Origin of the sequence: Collinsella sp. TM10-22 (genome assembly GCF_003466125.1) — a bacterium.
Lineage (GTDB): Bacteria > Actinomycetota > Coriobacteriia > Coriobacteriales > Coriobacteriaceae > Collinsella.
Map to the genome: position 1 here is coordinate 20,076 of NZ_QSOC01000006.1, position 16,743 is coordinate 36,818.

General features: G+C 57.9%; 17 protein-coding genes. 10 read left to right on the plus strand and 7 right to left on the minus strand.

The window, feature by feature from the left end; genetic code table 11:
• The first annotated feature begins 104 nt into the window (after positions 1–104).
• Positions 105–1,085 (plus strand): glutamine-hydrolyzing GMP synthase, encoded by a 981-nt coding sequence (gene guaA, locus DXD94_RS07245; protein WP_117763670.1) that lies wholly within the window; start codon positions 105–107, stop codon positions 1,083–1,085.
• Positions 1,086–1,204: 119 nt separating this feature from the next.
• On the opposite strand, the gene DXD94_RS09875 is transcribed toward guaA, so the two are convergent.
• The 3 genes from DXD94_RS09875 to DXD94_RS07255 are packed head-to-tail and all read right to left on the minus strand — an operon-like array spanning position 1,205 to position 3,020.
• On the minus strand, positions 1,205–1,726 hold the full coding sequence (locus tag DXD94_RS09875; protein ID WP_233505217.1) for a cell wall metabolism sensor histidine kinase WalK: 522 nt from the start codon (positions 1,724–1,726) through the stop codon (positions 1,205–1,207).
• Positions 1,723–2,349: a hypothetical protein gene (locus DXD94_RS09880; protein WP_233539380.1), complete on the minus strand. Its 627-nt coding sequence runs from the start codon at positions 2,347–2,349 to the stop codon at positions 1,723–1,725. Before DXD94_RS09880 ends, DXD94_RS09875 begins: the two co-directional genes overlap by 4 nt.
• Positions 2,346–3,020, minus strand: a complete 675-nt coding sequence (locus DXD94_RS07255) for a response regulator transcription factor (RefSeq protein WP_117563590.1) — start codon at positions 3,018–3,020, stop codon at positions 2,346–2,348. Before DXD94_RS07255 ends, DXD94_RS09880 begins: the two co-directional genes overlap by 4 nt.
• An 89-nt stretch (positions 3,021–3,109) precedes the next feature.
• Between DXD94_RS07255 and DXD94_RS07260 the strand changes: the two genes are divergently transcribed.
• The 8 genes from DXD94_RS07260 to DXD94_RS07295 all read left to right on the plus strand — a co-directional run bounded on the left by DXD94_RS07260 (position 3,110) and on the right by DXD94_RS07295 (position 12,678).
• Positions 3,110–3,256 (plus strand): CD1871A family CXXC motif-containing protein, encoded by a 147-nt coding sequence (locus DXD94_RS07260; protein WP_199568421.1) that lies wholly within the window; start codon positions 3,110–3,112, stop codon positions 3,254–3,256.
• Complete coding sequence (locus DXD94_RS07265; protein ID WP_233540343.1) at positions 3,249–4,160, plus strand: 4Fe-4S binding protein; 912 nt, start codon at positions 3,249–3,251, stop codon at positions 4,158–4,160. The genes DXD94_RS07260 and DXD94_RS07265 overlap by 8 nt, the downstream gene beginning before the upstream one ends.
• Positions 4,161–4,195: 35 nt before the next feature.
• Positions 4,196–5,158, plus strand: a complete 963-nt coding sequence (locus DXD94_RS07270; RefSeq protein ID WP_117736508.1) for a redoxin domain-containing protein — start codon at positions 4,196–4,198, stop codon at positions 5,156–5,158.
• Between the two features lie 98 nt (positions 5,159–5,256).
• Complete coding sequence (locus DXD94_RS07275) at positions 5,257–5,916, plus strand: Crp/Fnr family transcriptional regulator (protein WP_158553148.1); 660 nt, start codon at positions 5,257–5,259, stop codon at positions 5,914–5,916.
• A gap of 119 nt (positions 5,917–6,035) precedes the next feature.
• On the plus strand, positions 6,036–6,362 hold the full coding sequence (locus DXD94_RS07280; protein ID WP_117734587.1) for a rhodanese-like domain-containing protein: 327 nt from the start codon (positions 6,036–6,038) through the stop codon (positions 6,360–6,362).
• A complete protein-coding gene (locus DXD94_RS07285) occupies positions 6,359–8,050 on the plus strand; it encodes an FAD-dependent oxidoreductase (protein WP_117743321.1) in 1,692 nt (563 codons plus the stop codon). The genes DXD94_RS07280 and DXD94_RS07285 overlap by 4 nt, the downstream gene beginning before the upstream one ends.
• Positions 8,051–8,237: 187 nt before the next feature.
• Entirely contained in the window at positions 8,238–11,492 is a 3,255-nt protein-coding gene (locus DXD94_RS07290) for an ABC transporter ATP-binding protein/permease (RefSeq protein ID WP_117763673.1), read from the plus strand.
• A 232-nt stretch (positions 11,493–11,724) separates the two neighbouring features.
• On the plus strand, positions 11,725–12,678 hold the full coding sequence (locus DXD94_RS07295; protein WP_117763674.1) for a tRNA-dihydrouridine synthase: 954 nt from the start codon (positions 11,725–11,727) through the stop codon (positions 12,676–12,678).
• A gap of 131 nt (positions 12,679–12,809) precedes the next feature.
• On the opposite strand, the gene DXD94_RS07300 is transcribed toward DXD94_RS07295, so the two are convergent.
• The 4 genes from DXD94_RS07300 to DXD94_RS07320 form a co-directional block, all read right to left on the minus strand.
• Positions 12,810–13,076, minus strand: coding sequence for a ribbon-helix-helix protein, CopG family (locus DXD94_RS07300; RefSeq protein WP_055252530.1), 267 nt, complete (start codon positions 13,074–13,076; stop codon positions 12,810–12,812).
• Between the two features lie 350 nt (positions 13,077–13,426).
• Positions 13,427–13,939 (minus strand): hypothetical protein, encoded by a 513-nt coding sequence (locus tag DXD94_RS07310; protein WP_117563576.1) that lies wholly within the window; start codon positions 13,937–13,939, stop codon positions 13,427–13,429.
• 738 nt (positions 13,940–14,677) lie between these two features.
• On the minus strand, positions 14,678–14,923 hold the full coding sequence (locus DXD94_RS07315) for a glutaredoxin (protein ID WP_117763676.1): 246 nt from the start codon (positions 14,921–14,923) through the stop codon (positions 14,678–14,680).
• Positions 14,924–14,974: 51 nt separating this feature from the next.
• Positions 14,975–15,802 carry a TipAS antibiotic-recognition domain-containing protein gene (locus DXD94_RS07320; RefSeq protein WP_117763677.1) on the minus strand — a complete coding sequence of 276 codons (828 nt, stop codon included), beginning with the start codon at positions 15,800–15,802 and terminating at the stop codon, positions 14,975–14,977.
• A 141-nt stretch (positions 15,803–15,943) separates the two neighbouring features.
• On the opposite strand from DXD94_RS07320, the gene tsaA reads away from it, so the two are divergent.
• The gene (gene tsaA, locus DXD94_RS07325) at positions 15,944–16,681 is read left to right on the plus strand and encodes a tRNA (N6-threonylcarbamoyladenosine(37)-N6)-methyltransferase TrmO (protein WP_233502110.1); all 738 of its coding nucleotides are present in this window, start codon (positions 15,944–15,946) and stop codon (positions 16,679–16,681) included.
• The last annotated feature ends 62 nt before the right edge of the window (positions 16,682–16,743 follow it).

Here is a 16,743-nt window from a genome sequence, read left to right on the forward strand (position 1 = left end):
CCGTCGCAGCGATGGGAAACGAACCTCTCTGCATATAATGAGGTCATATGACAGCGCGTTTGCATATGCGCGGCGCGTTCCATCGACCCGAAAAGGAGCCCTGCATGGATCCCAACAAGCGTCCCGACGATATGGTGCGTATCACCACTCCCGAACTTGCTCAGGCGTTCATCGGCGAGCAGGTCACCGCAATCCGCGAGCAGATCGGTGACAAGAAGGTTCTGCTGGCCCTTTCCGGCGGCGTTGACAGCTCGGTCGTCGCGGCGCTCCTGATCAAGGCCATCGGCAAGCAGCTCATCTGCGTGCATGTGAACCATGGTCTCATGCGCAAGGGCGAGAGCGAGCAGGTCGTCGACGTGTTCAAGAACCAGATGGACGCCAACCTGGTCTATGTGGACGCTACCGACCGCTTCCTCGATAAGCTCGTCGACGTCGACGAGCCCGAGGCTAAGCGCAAGATCATCGGCGCCGAGTTTATCCGCGTGTTCGAGGAGGAGGCCCGCAAGGTCGGTGACGAGGTCAGTTTCCTCGCCCAGGGCACCATCTACCCCGACATTCTGGAGTCCCAGGACGGCGTGAAGGCTCACCACAACGTGGGCGGTCTACCCGAGGACCTGCAGTTTGAGCTCTGCGAGCCCGTCAAGCTGCTGTACAAGGACGAGGTGCGCGTCGTGGGCCGCGAGCTCGGCCTGCCCGAGAACATGGTTGAGCGTCAGCCGTTCCCCGGTCCTGGCCTGGGCGTCCGCTGCCTTGGCGCCATTACCCGCGATCGTCTTGAGGCGCTGCGCGAAGCCGACGCCATCGTGCGCGAGGAGATCGACAAGGCAGGTCTGACCATCTGGCAGTATTTTGCCGTCGTGCCCGACTTCCGCGCCACCGGCGTGCGTGAGGGTAAACGCGCCTACGACTGGCCCTGCATCATCCGCTGCATCAACACCGTTGACGTCATGACCGCCGAGGTGCCCGAACTCGACTGGGCGCTGCTCAAGCGTATTACCGCCCGCGTGACCGCCGAGGTTCCCGGTATCTGCCGTGTGTGCTACGACCTCACGCCGAAGCCCGTCGGCACGGTCGAGTGGGAGTAAGCTAACTCAGCTGGTAGGCGACGAGAACTAGCAGATGTGACAAAGGGACGGTCCCTTTGTCACATCTTCGATGTTATGTGCGGGATGGTACACCACACGGCGTGCCATCCCGTTCGTTATTATAATGAGCCGGGTGCGCGAGCGGGAAGAATCACGAGCATGGTCGTTCCGCGCTCCGAGCTTTCTTCGACCTCGATGGAGCCGCCGTGAAGCGCGGCGATCTCCCAGACCAGCGCAAGCCCCAGCCCCACACCGCCATATGCTCTGCTGCGCGATCTGTCGACACGAAAGAAGGGCTGAAAGATGCTCGTCTGGTATTGCTTGGGAATGCCCGGCCCTTGGTCACGCACGCGAAGCAGCACGCGGTCGCCTTCGGCACGGGCGCCGATTTGCACGGTTGAGCTGGGCGCACTGTAGCGAATGGCGTTTTCGGCCAAGTTGAACAGCAGCCGATAGATTAGCGTATCGCTGCCGATCGTTTGCGCGTCGCCCTCACTTGTAAGCGTGATGTCTTTTTGCTCGGCAAGGGGCGCCAGGTCCGTGAGTACTTCTTCGATCATCGGCGCCAGGTCAATCGCATCGTTGCAAGGGACACTGCGCAGCTCGCTCATCTCGAGCAGGGTCTTTGTCATGTGCGTCATTCGCTCGGTCTGCTCCTGCAGCAGCCGGAGCAGGCTCGCTGTATCGGCATCGGCGTCGGGGTGCTCAGCGCAAAACGCTCAACCTGGGCTTGCATGAGCGCGAGCGGCGTGCGCAGCTCGTGCGCCGCATTGCCCGTAAACTGTCTTTGTGCGGAAAATCCCTCGTCAAGGCGGGCAATCATGTCGTTAAACGACGCGCTGCAGCGCCTGAGTTCAGAGGGCACGTCCTCGCTGATTTTTGTGTCGGCGAGGTTGTCGGGCCGCACGCTCTCGACTTGCGTCGCAAAGGAGCGCAACGGCCGCAGCGCATGTCCGCTTACAAAGTAGGCCAGCACGCCGCCGAGCAGCGTCACCGCCGCGGTTATGCACCAGCTCGTCGCGCTAAACGATGCTTGGGCGTCGCTCACGACGATGGCCAACTCATCGTCGAGCTCTTTGTTTGTCGGGTCAAATGAGCTGGGTGATGCGGCCTCCACCTCGCTATGCGCCGATACCTTCTCACCAATCGAGTCCATGTAGCGCATGCCGGAGTAGCCAACCAGGCAATTCATAAGTACGCAGGTCGAACATATCAATAAGGCCGTCATCAACGTGATGCGCCACTGCAGCGACAGCCGCTTCATTTGCCGTCCTCCATAACGTAGCCTTCGCCGATTCGGTTGCGGATGGGGTCGTGCCCCAACGCACCGCGCAGCTTTTTGCGCAGCGACGAGATATGCACGCGGGTCGCGTTGCTAAAGCTGTTGACGCTGCTGTCCCATACATGCTCGATAAGCTCTTCCTGGCTCACCGGCCGCCCCTGGTTAAGCATCAGGTATTCCAAGATGCCGGTCTCCTTGCGCGTGAGGGATAGGGTCTCGCCGCCCACGGAGGCGAGGCGCGCCTTGGTGTCAAAGCTCAACAATCCACAGGCTAGAACAACGTCGTTTTGCGTAAAGCGCCTGAGCGTGAGACTGCGTATGCGTGCCGCCAGCTCGTCAAGATGGAACGGCTTGGTGAGGTAGTCGTTGGCGCCCGCATCGAGCCCCGCTACCTTGTCGGAGACCTCGCCACGTGCCGAGAGCACAAGCACCTTGGTCTCACAATCAGTTGTCCTGAGTTGCCTGAGCACGGTCATGCCGTCGACATGGGGGAGATTGAGGTCGAGCACAACAAGATCAAAGGTCTCGACATCGAGCAGATCGAGGGCCTGTTGTCCGTCGTAGCAGCAGTCGACGCTATAGGCCAAGTTGCGCAGGCTGCGTGCGATCGCATCGCACAGCGCCCGCTCGTCCTCGACGACCAAGATACGTATAACGTTCTCCTTGCATAATCATTCACGCTTAACACGGATTTTATAGTCGGTATGGTCCAATGGGTCGCGAAACGAAAGGAGTGGTCAGATTGTTCAAAGCGATTAAGCCTGTGGCGCAGGTGGCTTTGCTGATCGTTGGGGTAGCCATGGTTGGCTTTGGAATTAAGCGCGGCGAGGCAGATGCCGTGCTGGCCAAGGCAATCAGGCTGTGCTTGGAGTGTATCGGAATTGGATAAAAGAAAAAACACTGCATCGCATCTTTTAGCGCGATTTCGTGGATTGATTCAGGCGGCGGCGACGCTTGCGACCAATATTCACCTGCCTAACTTTGCCAAGGGCGGCATCTACCAGGGAGCGGGCAAAGCCGTCTGCGTGCCGGGCCTCAACTGCTACTCGTGTCCGGCGGCCTCGGGTGCGTGCCCCATCGGGTCGTTTCAGTCGGTGGTGGGCTCGTCTAAGTTTAGCTTTTCGTATTACGTCACCGGAACGCTCATTCTGATCGGCGTGCTGCTGGGACGTTTTGTATGCGGCTTTTTGTGCCCGTTTGGATGGCTACAAGAGCTTTTTCATAAGATTCCCAGCAAAAAGCTCTCCACGAAAAAGCTCAAGCCGCTCACGTACATCAAGTATGCCGTGCTGCTGTTTGCCGTGGTGCTGCTGCCCGTCTTGGTGGTTAACGATGTGGGTATGGGCGACCCGTTCTTTTGCAAGTACATCTGCCCGCAAGGTGTGCTCGAGGGCGCGATTCCGCTGTCCATCATGAACGTGGGAATCCGCTCCGCGCTGGGAAAGCTCTTTTCTTGGAAGCTCGCGATCCTCATTGTGGTTGCGGTGCTGAGCGTGCTGTTCTATCGCCCCTTCTGCAAATGGATTTGCCCCCTCGGCGCATTTTATGCGCTCATGAACAAGGTGTCATTGCTGGGGATTCGGGTTGATCATTGTAAATGCGTCTCGTGCGGCAAGTGCGTCAAGGTGTGCCAGATGGACGTGGACGTTACGCGTACGCCCGACCATGCCGAGTGCATTCGTTGCGGCAAATGCGTGGGCGCGTGCCCCGTCGATGCTATTAGCTTTCGCTACGGGCTGGGTTTGACGGGCGACAAACCCGCGCAGTCCACGCAAGCCTGCGAAAACAAATAGGTACCTATATAAGTTTCGATATAAACGGAGGAACCATGAAACTGTCAAAAATTGCGGCTCTGTTGATGCTGCCCGTGCTGGCGCTGACTCTCGCGGCGTGCTCTGCCCCCAAGGGCGACGCGAAGGATGCCACGAGCGGCGATGCGCAGATTGCCGAGCTCATAGCGCAAAAGCCGTCGAGTGCCGAGGAGGCGGCCGAGCTGTACCAGCAGCTGCTGCAAAAGGAAAACGAGATCTTTGCGAGCGATAACGCCCTATGGGAAAAGGTGTTCCTTGCGGCCAACAAAGACACTCCCATGATTGAGGACGGCAAGAACTACGGTGACTTCTTGCTCGATACCATCGAGGGCGCCAAGGATCAGTTTGCGGCTGACGAGCTTAAGACGCTTAAGGCGGGCGCGCAGCAGGTCAAGGAGATCGAGGACAAGCTCATGGCGCTGGAGAAGGAGTTCCCCGGATGCGGCAGCACGCCCGGCGAGGGGGAGAGCGTCGATGCCTCGACCGCAGGCATGACCAACGGCGAGAGCGGGGAGACGAAGTTTCCCAGCTTTAAGGGCAAGGACTTGGACGGCAACGATGTAAACAGCGACGAGCTGTTCTCCAAGAACAAGGTCACCGTCATGAACTTCTGGTTTACCACCTGCAAGCCGTGCGTGGGAGAGCTGGGCGATCTGGAGAAGCTCAACAAGGAGCTTGCCGAGAAGGGCGGCCAGGTCGTGGGCGTTAATTCCTTTACGCTCGATGGCAACAAAGACGAGGTGGCCGATGCCAAGGACGTGCTTTCCAAGAAGGGCGTGACGTATAAGAACATCTGGTTTAAGTCGGACAGCGAGGCCGGAAAGTTCACCTCCAACCTGTACTCGTTCCCGACCACCTATGTGATCGACCAGAACGGTAACATTGTGGGAGAGCCGATCATGGGCGGCATCAACTCCGCTGAGCAGCGCGAGGCGCTCAACAAACTGATCGATCAGGCACTCGCGAAGAGCGAACAGTAAGTCCGTGGGACAGACAACTGAAGGGGAGTCGCTAGAAACAGCGACTCTTTTTTCTGCTTCGGGGTAGCATCATGGGTATACGTCGAAAGGGGGCGGCTATGGTCGGCAGCATGGTCGAGCGGTTGCCGTTTTGGGGACAACTTACATCCGATGAGCAGACGCTCGTGGCAGAGCGCTCGTCGCTGCGATCCTTTGATGCCGGGCAGATAATCGGTAGCAGCGGAAATTCTTGCACTGGCATTGTTTTTATTATCGAAGGTGACATTCGCGTGAGCCTGCTTTCCGAGGAAGGCAAGGAGGTCACGCTGTTTAGGGTTGGCTGCGGAGAGTGCTGTGTCACCACGGCCTCGTGCGTTATCGAGCAGATTTCATTTGACACCATGGTGGTTACAGCACGCAGGTCATCGCTTTTGGTGGTGCCTGCGAGCGTGTGTGCCCAGCTCGCCCGCGATAATGTCTACGTTAAGGCCTTTATGCTCCAGGTTGAGGTGAAGCGCTACTCCCAGGTGGTATGCGTGCTGCAGCAGATGCTCTTTAAGCGCCTCGATCAGCGCGTCGCCAGCTACGTGCTCGAGCATTGCCGAGCTGCGGGCACAGCAGAAGTTGCCGTAACGCAAGACGAGCTTGCACGCGACATCAACTCTGCGCGCGAAGCGGTGACGCGCGCTCTGCGACGTCTTGCGCAGGACGGGCTCATCGAGATTAGGCGCGGACGGATTATCGTGCGTGATGTAGATGGGTTAGCACGGTTGGTCTAGACCTACCGCGCAGCTGCATCTGCCGTCGGCAACATATTTTCCGTTTGGTGACTTGGTCACAGAACGCGACCGCAGTGCCTTGGCATACTTGCCCAAAGCAACCAGCAAAGGAGTGCGCTATGGGATTGTTTGATTTGTTTGCAGGACCGGACATTAATGTGGGCGTCCAGGAATGGAAGGCTTCTAAGGGGGCGGTGCTGCTCGACGTGAGGAGTGCTGACGAGCATGGACAGGGCCACATTCCGGGCAGCGTCAACGTTCCGCTCAATCGTATCAACCAGGTGCTTGAGCTGTATCCAGACAAGGGCACGCAGCTTTTCGTGCATTGCCTGAGCGGTGCGCGAAGCAACCAAGCTGTGAGTTTTCTTAAGCGTTCTGGGTATGGCAGTGTCAAGAATATCGGCGGCATAAGCGGCTACACGGGAAAGGTGGTGCGTTGGCTATGAAGGTGGTTATCGTTGGAGGCGTCGCGGGCGGCGCATCGGCGGCGGCACGTTTGCGCAGACTCGACGAGCAGGCCCAAATTGTCATCTTTGAGCGCACGGGTTTTGTATCGTATGCCAACTGTGGACTTCCGTACTACATTGGCGGCGTGATAGAAGAAGAGAGCGCATTGACGCTGCAGTCTCCCAAGGGCTTTTGGGATCGCTTTCGCATTGCGGTCAAGACGAGTCACGAGGTGTTTGCCATCCATCCCGATTCGCATACGGTCGAGGTTCGCAATATGCTGACGGGCGAGGAATTTGTCGAGACGTATGACAAGCTCATCCTGTCGCCGGGTGCAAAGCCGATCCGCCCTGCGTTGCCGGGCATCGACTCGGATAAAATCTTTAGCCTACGCACCGTTGAGGACACGCTGCGTATTCACAGCTATGTTCGAGAGCGGCGACCGAGCAGTGCCGTCGTGATCGGCGGCGGCTTCATTGGCGTCGAGACGGCGGAGAATCTGTGTGAGCTGGGGCTCCAGGTGACCCTTCTGCAGCGTCCCGTCCAGCTTATGAACAACCTGGATTACGACATGGCGACCCTTTTGCATACCGAGGTGCGTGAGCACGGTATCGATCTGCGCCTCAAGGCCGATGTGACAGGTTTTGAGGAAGTTGATGGCCGCGTTGTCACCCATGTTGCGGGCGATGACCCTATCGGAGCCGATATGGTGCTGCTTGCCATTGGCGTGGCACCTGAGAGCCATCTGGCGCAAGAGGCGGGGCTCGAACTGGGCATCAAGGGGGCTATTGTGGTCAACGACCGCATGGAGACCTCTGCTGCCGACGTGTATGCCGTGGGCGATGCCGTGCAGGTCACGCATCAGGTGACCGGCGAGGACGCGGTCATTTCGCTCGCCGGCCCCGCCAACAAGCAGGGGCGTGTCGTCGCCGATGTCATAGCTGGCATGGACAGCTGCTACCTCGGATCGTTGGGCTCATCGGTTATCAAGGTATTCGACTTGACGGCGGCAAGCACGGGACTATCCGAAAAGGCAGCACACGCGGCGGGAATTGACTGCGACAGCGTGGTCCTGTCGCCCGGTTCGCATGCGGGTTATTATCCGGGTGCAACGCCCATGACCATGAAGGTTGTCTTCGAGAAGCAGGGATTGCGCCTGCTGGGTGCGCAAATCGTGGGCATCGATGGTGTGGACAAGCGTATCGACGTCCTGGCGACTGCCATCCAGGCAGGCATGCGCGGCGATAGGCTTAAGGATTTGGACCTAGCATACGCGCCGCCGTATTCATCGGCGAAGGATCCCGTCAATATGGCGGGCTTTATGATCGAGAACCTCAATCGCGGCATACTGGCGCAGTGGCATTGGGAGGATGAGCCCAACTTGCCACGCGATGGCAGCGTGCAGCTGCTCGATGTTCGTACGGAAGGGGAGTATGAGCGCGGGCATATCGATGGTTTCGTAAACATTCCCGTCGATGATCTGCGCAATCGCCTGGGCGAGCTCGACCGGGCCAAGCCGGTTTACGTGATTTGCCAGAGCGGCATTCGCAGCTACATTGCTTGCCGCATTTTGGCGCAGCATGGCTTTGAGTGCTTTAACTTCTCGGGCGGCTATCGCTTCTTTGCAGCCGTGACTGAGGCTCGCCGCGGCAGCGCTAACGTTATGCCGTGCGGGCTCGAAAAGTAGCGCGCATTGGAATGTGACAAAGTGACAGCCTCTTTGTCGCATCGGGGATGTTATACGCGGGATGGTGCGCCATGCGGCGTGCTGTCCCGTTTTTTTGTTCGCTACATTCCTTACTGGTACCGGCAGAAAAGCTGATAGAGTAGGTCAAACGTGTCGAACGCGAACGGCGGGGGAGAGGTTGCCGTCCATGCTGGATCTCAGAGATATTTGCAAAAGGTATGTTGCGCAGTCGTTTACGCAGGTGGCGCTCGACAGCGTAAGCCTGTCTTTTCGCGATAACGAGTTCGTGGCCATCCTGGGTCCCTCGGGCTCGGGAAAAACTACGATGCTCAACGTCATTGGTGGACTCGATCATTTTGATTCCGGCGACTTGCTGATCGACGGCATCTCGACCAAGGACTTCAGCGACCGCGATTGGGATGCCTACAGAAACAATCGCATTGGCTTTGTGTTCCAGAGCTATAACCTCATTCCGCATCAGACCATTTTGGAAAACGTTGAGTTGGCGCTCACGCTCACGGGTGTGGGGCATGCCGAGCGCCGCCAGCGTGCGCGCGAGGCGTTGGAGAAAGTTGGCCTGGGCGAGCACGTTAACAAACGCCCGAGCCAGCTATCGGGCGGACAGATGCAGCGCGTGGCCATCGCCCGCGCCCTGATCAACGACCCCGAGATCGTGCTGGCAGACGAGCCGACCGGCGCCCTAGACTCAACGACATCCGTGCAGGTCATGGATTTGCTCAAGGACGTGGCGCGCGACCGTCTGGTCATTATGGTCACGCACAATCCCGAGCTGGCGTACAAGTACGCTACGCGCATCGTCAACCTGGCGGACGGCAAGATCACCGACGATTCCGACCCCTTTGATGTTGCCAAGGCCGCGCGCCGCGAGGCCAAGCCTACGCGCAAAACCTCGATGAGCTTTGTGACGGCGCTGGGGCTTTCTGCCCGAAACCTCATGACCAAGAAGGGCCGTACGGCCATGACGGCCTTTGCGGGCTCGATTGGCATTATCGGCATTGCGGCGATCCTGGCACTCTCCAATGGCGTAAACGGCTACATCAAAAAGGTTGAGGAGGACACGCTCTCGAGCTACCCACTCAGCATTTCCAAGCAGGATTACGACCTGTCGTCCATGATGGGCGGAGAGGGGGCCACGGATGACGGTTCGTCTGAAAGCGTGGATTCGTCCGACGACAGTGCCGGCGGCGAGGCTAAGGGAACCGATAAGATTCCTGCGGTCACGGCCGTAAAGGATATGTTTGCGAGCGTTAAGTCCAATGACATGACGAGCTTTAAGGCATGGCTCGATGCCGGTGGCGACGGCATCGATAAAGAGGTCAACGCCATTCAGTACGGCTACGGTGTATCGCCGGTTGTCTATCGTGCCGGCAAGGGCGATGAGAAGCCTGTCCGGCTGGTGCCCAACGCCATGACCGAGGCCATGAGCGGAGGCGCGAGCTCGGCGGCAACGGTGAGCATGGATTCCATGGGAACCTCGGTCTTTAACGAGATGATTGACGACCAGAGCCTGCTCGACAGCCAGTACGATGTCGTTGCCGGCCATTGGCCCACGTCCGCCAACGAGGCCGCGATGGTGCTTTCGAGCCGCGGCACGGTGGGCGACTATACGCTCTATAGCATCGGTGCGCTGGATATCGATGAGCTCAATGACCTGGTCAACAGCGCCATGACGGCCGACGGCAAGGTCGAGACGCCCGAGACCGGCACCGACTTTACCTACGACGATGCGCTGTCCACGACATTTAAGGTGTTGTCGCCGGCCGATGCCTATCGCAAAAACGAAGAGACCGGCATGTGGACTGACATGTCTGGCGATGCCGACTTTATGGCGTCCAAGGTTGCTGACGGTATCGACGTGCGCATTGTGGGCGTGGTGCGACCCAACGAGACGGCTAACGCGAGTGCATTGTCCCCGGGCATTGCCTACACGCATGCGCTGACTCGCCAGCTTATGGAGCGCGCTGCCGATTCGCAGATCGTGCAGGAGCAGCTTGCCCGCCCCGAGACGGATGTCTTTACGGGTAAAACCTTTGATGAGCTGCAAGGCGAGGCCAAGCAAGGCGTTGATCTGGGCAGCATGTTCAGCGTGGACGAGGCGGCGCTAAAGAGCGCGTTCTCGTTCGATACGTCTGCGCTTTCGGGTGCTGCCAGCGGTATGGACCTTTCTGGTATCGACTTGTCCGGTCTGGACATTGACCTTTCGGGCGTTGGGAAGGACGTCGACTTCAGCGACATCATGGCCAAAGCGCCGGCTCCAGATTTCTCGGGCATCTTTGACGGTCTGGAGCTCACACCCGAGCAAATGCAGCAGGTGGGAACGCTTGTCAACCAGCTGTTTGAGGGCTTTATGCAGTCGGATCAGTTTAAGGCGCTGTCACCCGAAGATCTTAAAGACGCGTCAAAGCTTGCTGCCGCATTCTCGACGTATCTTGAGCATGATGCCGCCGCCCAGCAATACCTGGCTCAGCTCAAGGCCCTCGGCGGCGATGCCCTGGCCGAGCGTCTTGAGCACGCGATGGCCGACTATGTGCAAAAGCAGCTGGCTCCGTATCTGCAGCAGGCTATGGACCAGGTGACCAAGACAATCAGCGAACAGATTGCGACGACGGTATCGGCCCAGCTCAAGATGGGTGCGGCGGGACTTATGGACCAAATGGCGACGCAGATGTCTTCGAGTTTTGCCAACTTGGCGAGCGCCGTGCGCGTGGATGCGGGTGCCTTCGCTCGCGCCATCCACTTCAACATGGACGCCGAGGACCTGAGCTCGCTCATGATGAGCTATGCCAAGGCGTCAAAGCTCACCTACGATAACAATCTGAGCACGTTGGGCTATGCGGACGAGGCGGACCCCATCTCGGTCAAGATTTTCCCGCGTGACTTTGAGGCCAAGGAGCGCGTACTCGATCACATCGATGCGTACAACAAGCAGGTCAAAGCCACTGGCCACGATGAACAGGCGATCTCGTACACCGACTACATGGGCATCATCATGGGTTCGGTGACCGACATCGTGAACACCATCAGCTTGGTGCTCATCGCATTCGTGAGTATCAGTTTGGTGGTGAGCTCCATCATGATCGGCATCATCACCTACATTAGCGTGCTGGAGCGCAAAAAGGAGATTGGCATTCTGCGCGCGATTGGCGCGTCGAAGCGCAACGTGGCCAACGTATTCAATGCCGAGACTTTTATCGAAGGCCTCATTGCCGGCGTCTTTGCCGTTGTCGTCGTGGTGGCTGTGAGCCTTCCGGTTAATGCCTGGGCGCTTGCGGCCAAGCAGGTTCCCAATCTGATGAGCCTGCCCGTTCAAGACGCGCTGATGCTCATCGCAATTTCGGTGCTACTGACGGTCGTTGCTGGCCTGCTACCTGCCCGCAGTGCATCCAAGAAAGACCCCGTGGAAGCCCTACGCTCCGAATAATGTGACAAAGGGACTGTTCCTTTGTCACATTGAGTGGCTTGTAAATCGAGATCTAATACTTTTCACTCGTTCACTTCCCGGGAAAGTATTCACCTTTGTTGTATGGGGTGCGGCTGGAGGGTGGTCATCGTTCAGTAGCTACCTCTTCCTTGTGGGTCGCCTCAAGGACAAGGCATAATGCATGTGACAGAGGGACTGTCCCTTTGTCACATTGATTTGAGAATGGATGTTGATGTATTTATCGCTGGCCCCTATGGAGGGGATTACCGGGCATGTGTTCCGTCGCGTGCATGCGGAGTGCTTCGGCGCGCTCGATTGTTATTACACGCCGTTTTTGCCGCCGCCGCGGGTGGGCAATCGCTTTGGCGGCAAGGCGTTTAAAGAGATCGACCCTGCTAACAACCAGGGACTTAACGTGGTGCCCCAGCTGATGTCCAAGAATGCGGACGAGTTTGTGTGGGCGGCACAGGTGCTTGCCGATATGGGCTACCGCGAGGTCAACCTCAACCTTGGCTGCCCCTCGGGTACGGTTGTCGCCAAAGGAAAGGGTTCGGGCTTTCTGCGCAACCTGGATGAGCTCGAGGTGTTCTTGAGCGACGTGTGCGAACGCTCGCCCTTGCCGGTGTCGGTCAAGACCAGACTGGGGCTCGAATGCGATGACGAGTACGAGCGCGTGCTCGACCTCTATTGCCGAATGCCGCTGGCGGAGTTGATCGTGCATCCGCGCGTGCAAAAGGACCGCTATACGGGTTCGCCGCGCAAGGAGTTCTATGGCGAGACGCTGGAGCGGGCGCCGTTCCCCGTGGCCTATAACGGTGACATCTTTGATCTTGAGGACATGGATGCACTGGTGGAGGTCTATCCCGGAACACGCCACGTAATGTTGGGGCGCGGCTTGCTTGCGAATCCCGCGCTGGCCCGTATGGTTAAGGGCGGCCCTGCTGCCACGGCTGCCGAGTTGCAGCGCTTCCATGACACGCTGTTTGCGGCCTATGCGGACGAGATTGGGGGCAACGCGGTCTTCCGCATGAAGGAGTGGTGGTTCTACGCCAAATGCGCCTTCGCCGATCCCGCGACCGTTCACAAGCTCGTACGCAAGACCAAAAAGGTCGATGAATACCGTGCCGCCGTCGAGCGTGTCTTTCGCGAGCAGCCGCTTGCGCCCGTTGCCCGCTTTTGTGGCTAAATGATCCCTTGGGGACGGAGAAGAACGGATCGCCTGTGCCGGACCCATGCAAAAAACTGTACGCCAGCATCCAAGGATGTCGAAAAATATCGTTTTTGGATGCTGACGTACATGTTTGGTTCGGCAGGGGACTAGGCAATCATTGCATCGAGTGTAATGAGTTCCCTGAGTCGCTCCGTGCGCGTTTGCCCATGGCGCTTTGCCTTTGCGTCAAATGCTTCAAGAACCGATTCGCCCACACGTGCCGATAAAACAACGCTTGGTTCATCGGAAATCGGCGGCCTTCCCAACTTGACGGTGTGGCCCTTCGGCCACTCATCTTTTTCGTATGCCGCTGCGGCTTTCTCTAGCTCACCGGGAGCAAACCCCATCATCTTTTCGAGCTGCTTAGCGTCCATAGCGCCTCCTATCGATTGATTCCGATTTCCCTGAGCACCTTGCGCGTGGGAGGGACAAGGACGTGGTAAATGATGTAACCATCTCGGTCGGGGCAACATCGGGCGATGAGCTCCATGAGGCGACTTCTTCCATCAAGTCCAACGAGAACGTAATCGATGCCTCCATTTTTAAGATCACGCCTAAACCATGCGAAAGCGGAGTTCCAGGCGCATATAATATCCGTCTCTGTCAGCCCGTGTTTGAGGGCATGGGGGTGGATTGCGATGAGCTCCATAAGGACCTCTCTTTATGTATACAGTTTTGTAGACAAAAATACAAGCAGTTAATACGGTTAAGCAGCCTGTTTTGGCTAGCATGCCATTGGGGATTCCGGATTGAGAACAGGTGGGTTGATGAATTCTTCAGGAAGCTGGATGGGGTGTTCGCCTCGCATGACACGGCTATAGCTTTGGTTCAGGCTCCTTCTCATGAATATTTCTGCCTTTTTTGCCTCTTCTGGATGGATGATGGCCTCTTGCCGCGGGATATCGAGCGGAAAGTCCTCCATGAGCTCCTCGTATCCTGGATCGGAGATTCCTGCGATGCAGTCGATCCAGAGAAAAGGTTGGTACAGCCTTGCGCCTGCGACAACGGCAAATAGATCCCCAGCCCTTATAATCGGTTCCTCGTTGGGTTTGATGTCGCTAAGGGGGCGAGAACCCATGAAGGTGTTGTCGCAGTAAAGGTCGCCCTTGGCTTTGGCTCCGCAAACGCATATGAGATATTCTAAGGTTTGGAGTTCTTCGGATTCGGCAATGGCCTTCTCTATACCGGCGATTTCTGCCAGGCTGTTTACTCGAATCAGTGATTCCTGGTATCCCATGTCTAATTCCCCTCGTATTGCTCAAAATAAAGTGACCGACTGCCTTTTTCGTTGATGCCCTGCGTGTGGTTCTAGGGCGTCGGTGAACTCGTCTTCATCAGTTTCCGATGGCGAGACCAACTCAATTCATGACACGGTGTGTCGAGAATTTGGAATGTCTGATAGAAGAGACCGTATTGTCCTCATATGCCTCGACCATCGTCGAGTTGGTGGCACGTTCAACGTGGGAACGAGCGTGTTCGAGGACGTCTCTGGTAGACGCACAGACGTATTCTTCGTCTGATGGCGCGGGCTCGATGAGATTTTGGGCTGATAATTGTTTTGCCATAACGATGCACTCCTGTGTGACTCACGGATAACGGGAACGTTTGGTTGTGGTGTCGTTCTTTGCTGACGACGACGAACAGGAGCGCGGCCTGTCTGAGATGGGTGAGTGCGGTAACCACCGATCTTACTTGCCGAGCTCGCTCCAGCGTGTCATTGGGGACCTCCGCAGGAACTCTCGACTCATCTCATGCCTTGAGGTGAGTATAACATAGAGGGCAAACATATGTTCTATAAATTTGATAACTAGTCATAAGGTAGTCATTTAAGAACGTCCCCAATGACTACCTGTGCTGGGCCCATGCAAAAAGCTGTACGCCAGCATCCAAAGATGTCGAAAAATGTCGACTTTGGATGCTGGTGTACATGTTTGGGTCGTATGGGTTGGGGCCCTGGACGGACAGAGCGTGCGTACTAGAGCAGGTTTTCCTGCACCCACGCGATGATGTCGCTCGATTCGTAGAGTGGTTTGCCGTCGATGAACAGGCAGGGAACCTGGCGTTTTCCGCCGACGGCGATGAGTGTCTGTTCGGCATCGGAATCGGTCGAGATATTGCGCTCGGGAATGGTCACGCCGTTATCGGCCAAAAAGTGCTTGACCTTTAAGCAATACGGGCAGCCGGTCATAACGTACAGCGCGAGCTCGTGATTAGTAGCCATAGGTCTCCAATCGGTTGAGGTTTTGATTGAAATACCCAAAGCCGCCGCGGTCTATGCGCGCGTCAACGAAGACTCGATGGCCTGGACCAGAAACGCCGTGGCTCCGGTGGCGCAGGGCTTGTCGTAGTAGTCAACAAAGCGCTGGTCGGCAAGATAACCGTGGGCGAGGCCCAGGTACGCCTCGTCTTGGGGCTCGCATCCCCAGTTGAGAGCAATCCAGCGACGATGCATCGCGACAAGCTTACGAGCCTCGTTGCTCTCTGGGTCGCCAATGCCCATGGCAATCGAGAGCTGGCCCAGAATAGCGCGTTCAAGTTCCTTCATGTCGTTCCATGTCTCGGGGTCCATGTCCAGCAGCGCCTCGTTTGCTGCATCGATAGCCTCATCGCCATAGCGCGCCCGCGCTTCGGCGCCGTAGCGCTCCTCGTTTTCCTGCACGGTGTGCCAGCGCTCCAGTTGCGGCAGGACGGCGCCCATGAGCGAGACGGCTTCGTCGAGCGACATGCCGGTGTTTTGCGCCAGCCGCGGGGCACAATCCTCGATCATTGCCTCCATGGTGGTGTCGTAGGTGTACTGGCCATGGTCGTAGCACCACTTGCAGTAATGGTCGGTCGCGGTACCCGCAGCATCGGTGCCGCAGTCGTCGGGCGTGAGTATCATGCCGCAGCTCTGGCAATAGTGCTCGGGCATTTCAAGCAGATGAGACAGTGGCTCGCCGGTCACGGCGGCGATGAGCTTCATCATGTCGATGCCCGGTATGACCTCGCCACGCTCCCAACGGCTGACGGCTTGGCGTGTGACGAAGAGCTTGGCGGCGAGCTGCTCCTGGGTAAGGTGATGGGCGCGACGGACGGCGATGAGCTTTTCTGCAAAGGCCATAGCGGCTCCTTTCTGCTGGTTGATGGCTTAAGCATACGCGGCAGCAGGTGCCCTTCCAAGCAACCGTTGGTTGCACGACGGAGGACCGCGGCGAAGAATTGCGCGCAACGCCCCACGCCTCCATGCCGTACAATGACCGGCATGGAACCTATCGCACACATACATACCGACCTGCCGCAGAAGTTCGGCATTCCGCGCAACAGCTTTTTGGCGCCCCATCTTGAGGGGCGCATTGTCTTTGAGCCGGAATATGCTTCCAGCGCGTCAGTTGAGGGTCTGGACTCCTTCTCTCACCTGTGGCTGCTCTGGCGCTTTGAAAACGGAACGCCCGGCGGCACGGCCGAAGACATCGCCGTCGATGCCAAGACGCAGGACAGGTCCGGCACCAATGCCAAGTGGTCGAAAACTGTGCGCCCGCCGCGTCTGGGCGGAGCCGAGCGCGTGGGCGTCTTTGCCACGCGCAGCCCGTTTCGCCCCAATCCTATCGGACTTACCTGCGTAAGGCTCGATCACGTTGAGCTCACCGACGATGGCCCCATCATCCATGTGCTGGGGGCCGATCTGCGCGACGGCACGCCCATCTACGACATTAAGCCCTACATTCCGTTTGCGGACTGTCACCCGGATGCGACCGGCGGCTGGATTGAGGATGCTCCGTGGCAAGAGCTCGACATCGAGTTCCCGCAGACGCTGCAGGATATGGTCCCGCCCACAAAGCTCCCCGGCCTGGTCGAGGTCCTGCGCCAAGACCCGCGCCGCGCAGGCAGCAAGCACGAGCCGAACCGCGTCTATCATCTGGCCTTCGCCGGGCTCGACATATCTTTTACGGTCGACGAAACCCAGCTAACCGTAGTTGCCGTCAACGACGCGCAAGACTAACCTGCCATTCGTCTGCACCCGTCAAATTAAGCGCCAAACCCCGCGCCAAAACCGCCCACGCT

Excerpts from the sequence above, each read along its gene's own strand:
- guaA (WP_117763670.1), top strand. The coding sequence starts at position 105 with ATGGATCCCAACAAGCGTCCCGACGATATGGTGCGTATCACCACTCCC.
- tsaA (WP_233502110.1), top strand. The coding sequence starts at position 15,944 with ATGGAACCTATCGCACACATACATACCGACCTGCCGCAGAAGTTCGGC.
- DXD94_RS07295 (WP_117763674.1), top strand. The coding sequence starts at position 11,725 with ATGTATTTATCGCTGGCCCCTATGGAGGGGATTACCGGGCATGTGTTC.
- DXD94_RS09875 (WP_233505217.1), bottom strand. The coding sequence starts at position 1,726 with ATGACGCACATGACAAAGACCCTGCTCGAGATGAGCGAGCTGCGCAGT.
- DXD94_RS07270 (WP_117736508.1), top strand. The coding sequence starts at position 4,196 with ATGAAACTGTCAAAAATTGCGGCTCTGTTGATGCTGCCCGTGCTGGCG.
- DXD94_RS07275 (WP_158553148.1), top strand. The coding sequence starts at position 5,257 with ATGGTCGGCAGCATGGTCGAGCGGTTGCCGTTTTGGGGACAACTTACA.
- DXD94_RS07290 (WP_117763673.1), top strand. The coding sequence starts at position 8,238 with ATGCTGGATCTCAGAGATATTTGCAAAAGGTATGTTGCGCAGTCGTTT.
- DXD94_RS07310 (WP_117563576.1), bottom strand. The coding sequence starts at position 13,939 with ATGGGATACCAGGAATCACTGATTCGAGTAAACAGCCTGGCAGAAATC.
- DXD94_RS09880 (WP_233539380.1), bottom strand. The coding sequence starts at position 2,349 with ATGAAGCGGCTGTCGCTGCAGTGGCGCATCACGTTGATGACGGCCTTA.
- DXD94_RS07280 (WP_117734587.1), top strand. The coding sequence starts at position 6,036 with ATGGGATTGTTTGATTTGTTTGCAGGACCGGACATTAATGTGGGCGTC.
- DXD94_RS07285 (WP_117743321.1), top strand. The coding sequence starts at position 6,359 with ATGAAGGTGGTTATCGTTGGAGGCGTCGCGGGCGGCGCATCGGCGGCG.
- DXD94_RS07320 (WP_117763677.1), bottom strand. The coding sequence starts at position 15,802 with ATGGCCTTTGCAGAAAAGCTCATCGCCGTCCGTCGCGCCCATCACCTT.
- DXD94_RS07300 (WP_055252530.1), bottom strand. The coding sequence starts at position 13,076 with ATGGACGCTAAGCAGCTCGAAAAGATGATGGGGTTTGCTCCCGGTGAG.
- DXD94_RS07315 (WP_117763676.1), bottom strand. The coding sequence starts at position 14,923 with ATGGCTACTAATCACGAGCTCGCGCTGTACGTTATGACCGGCTGCCCG.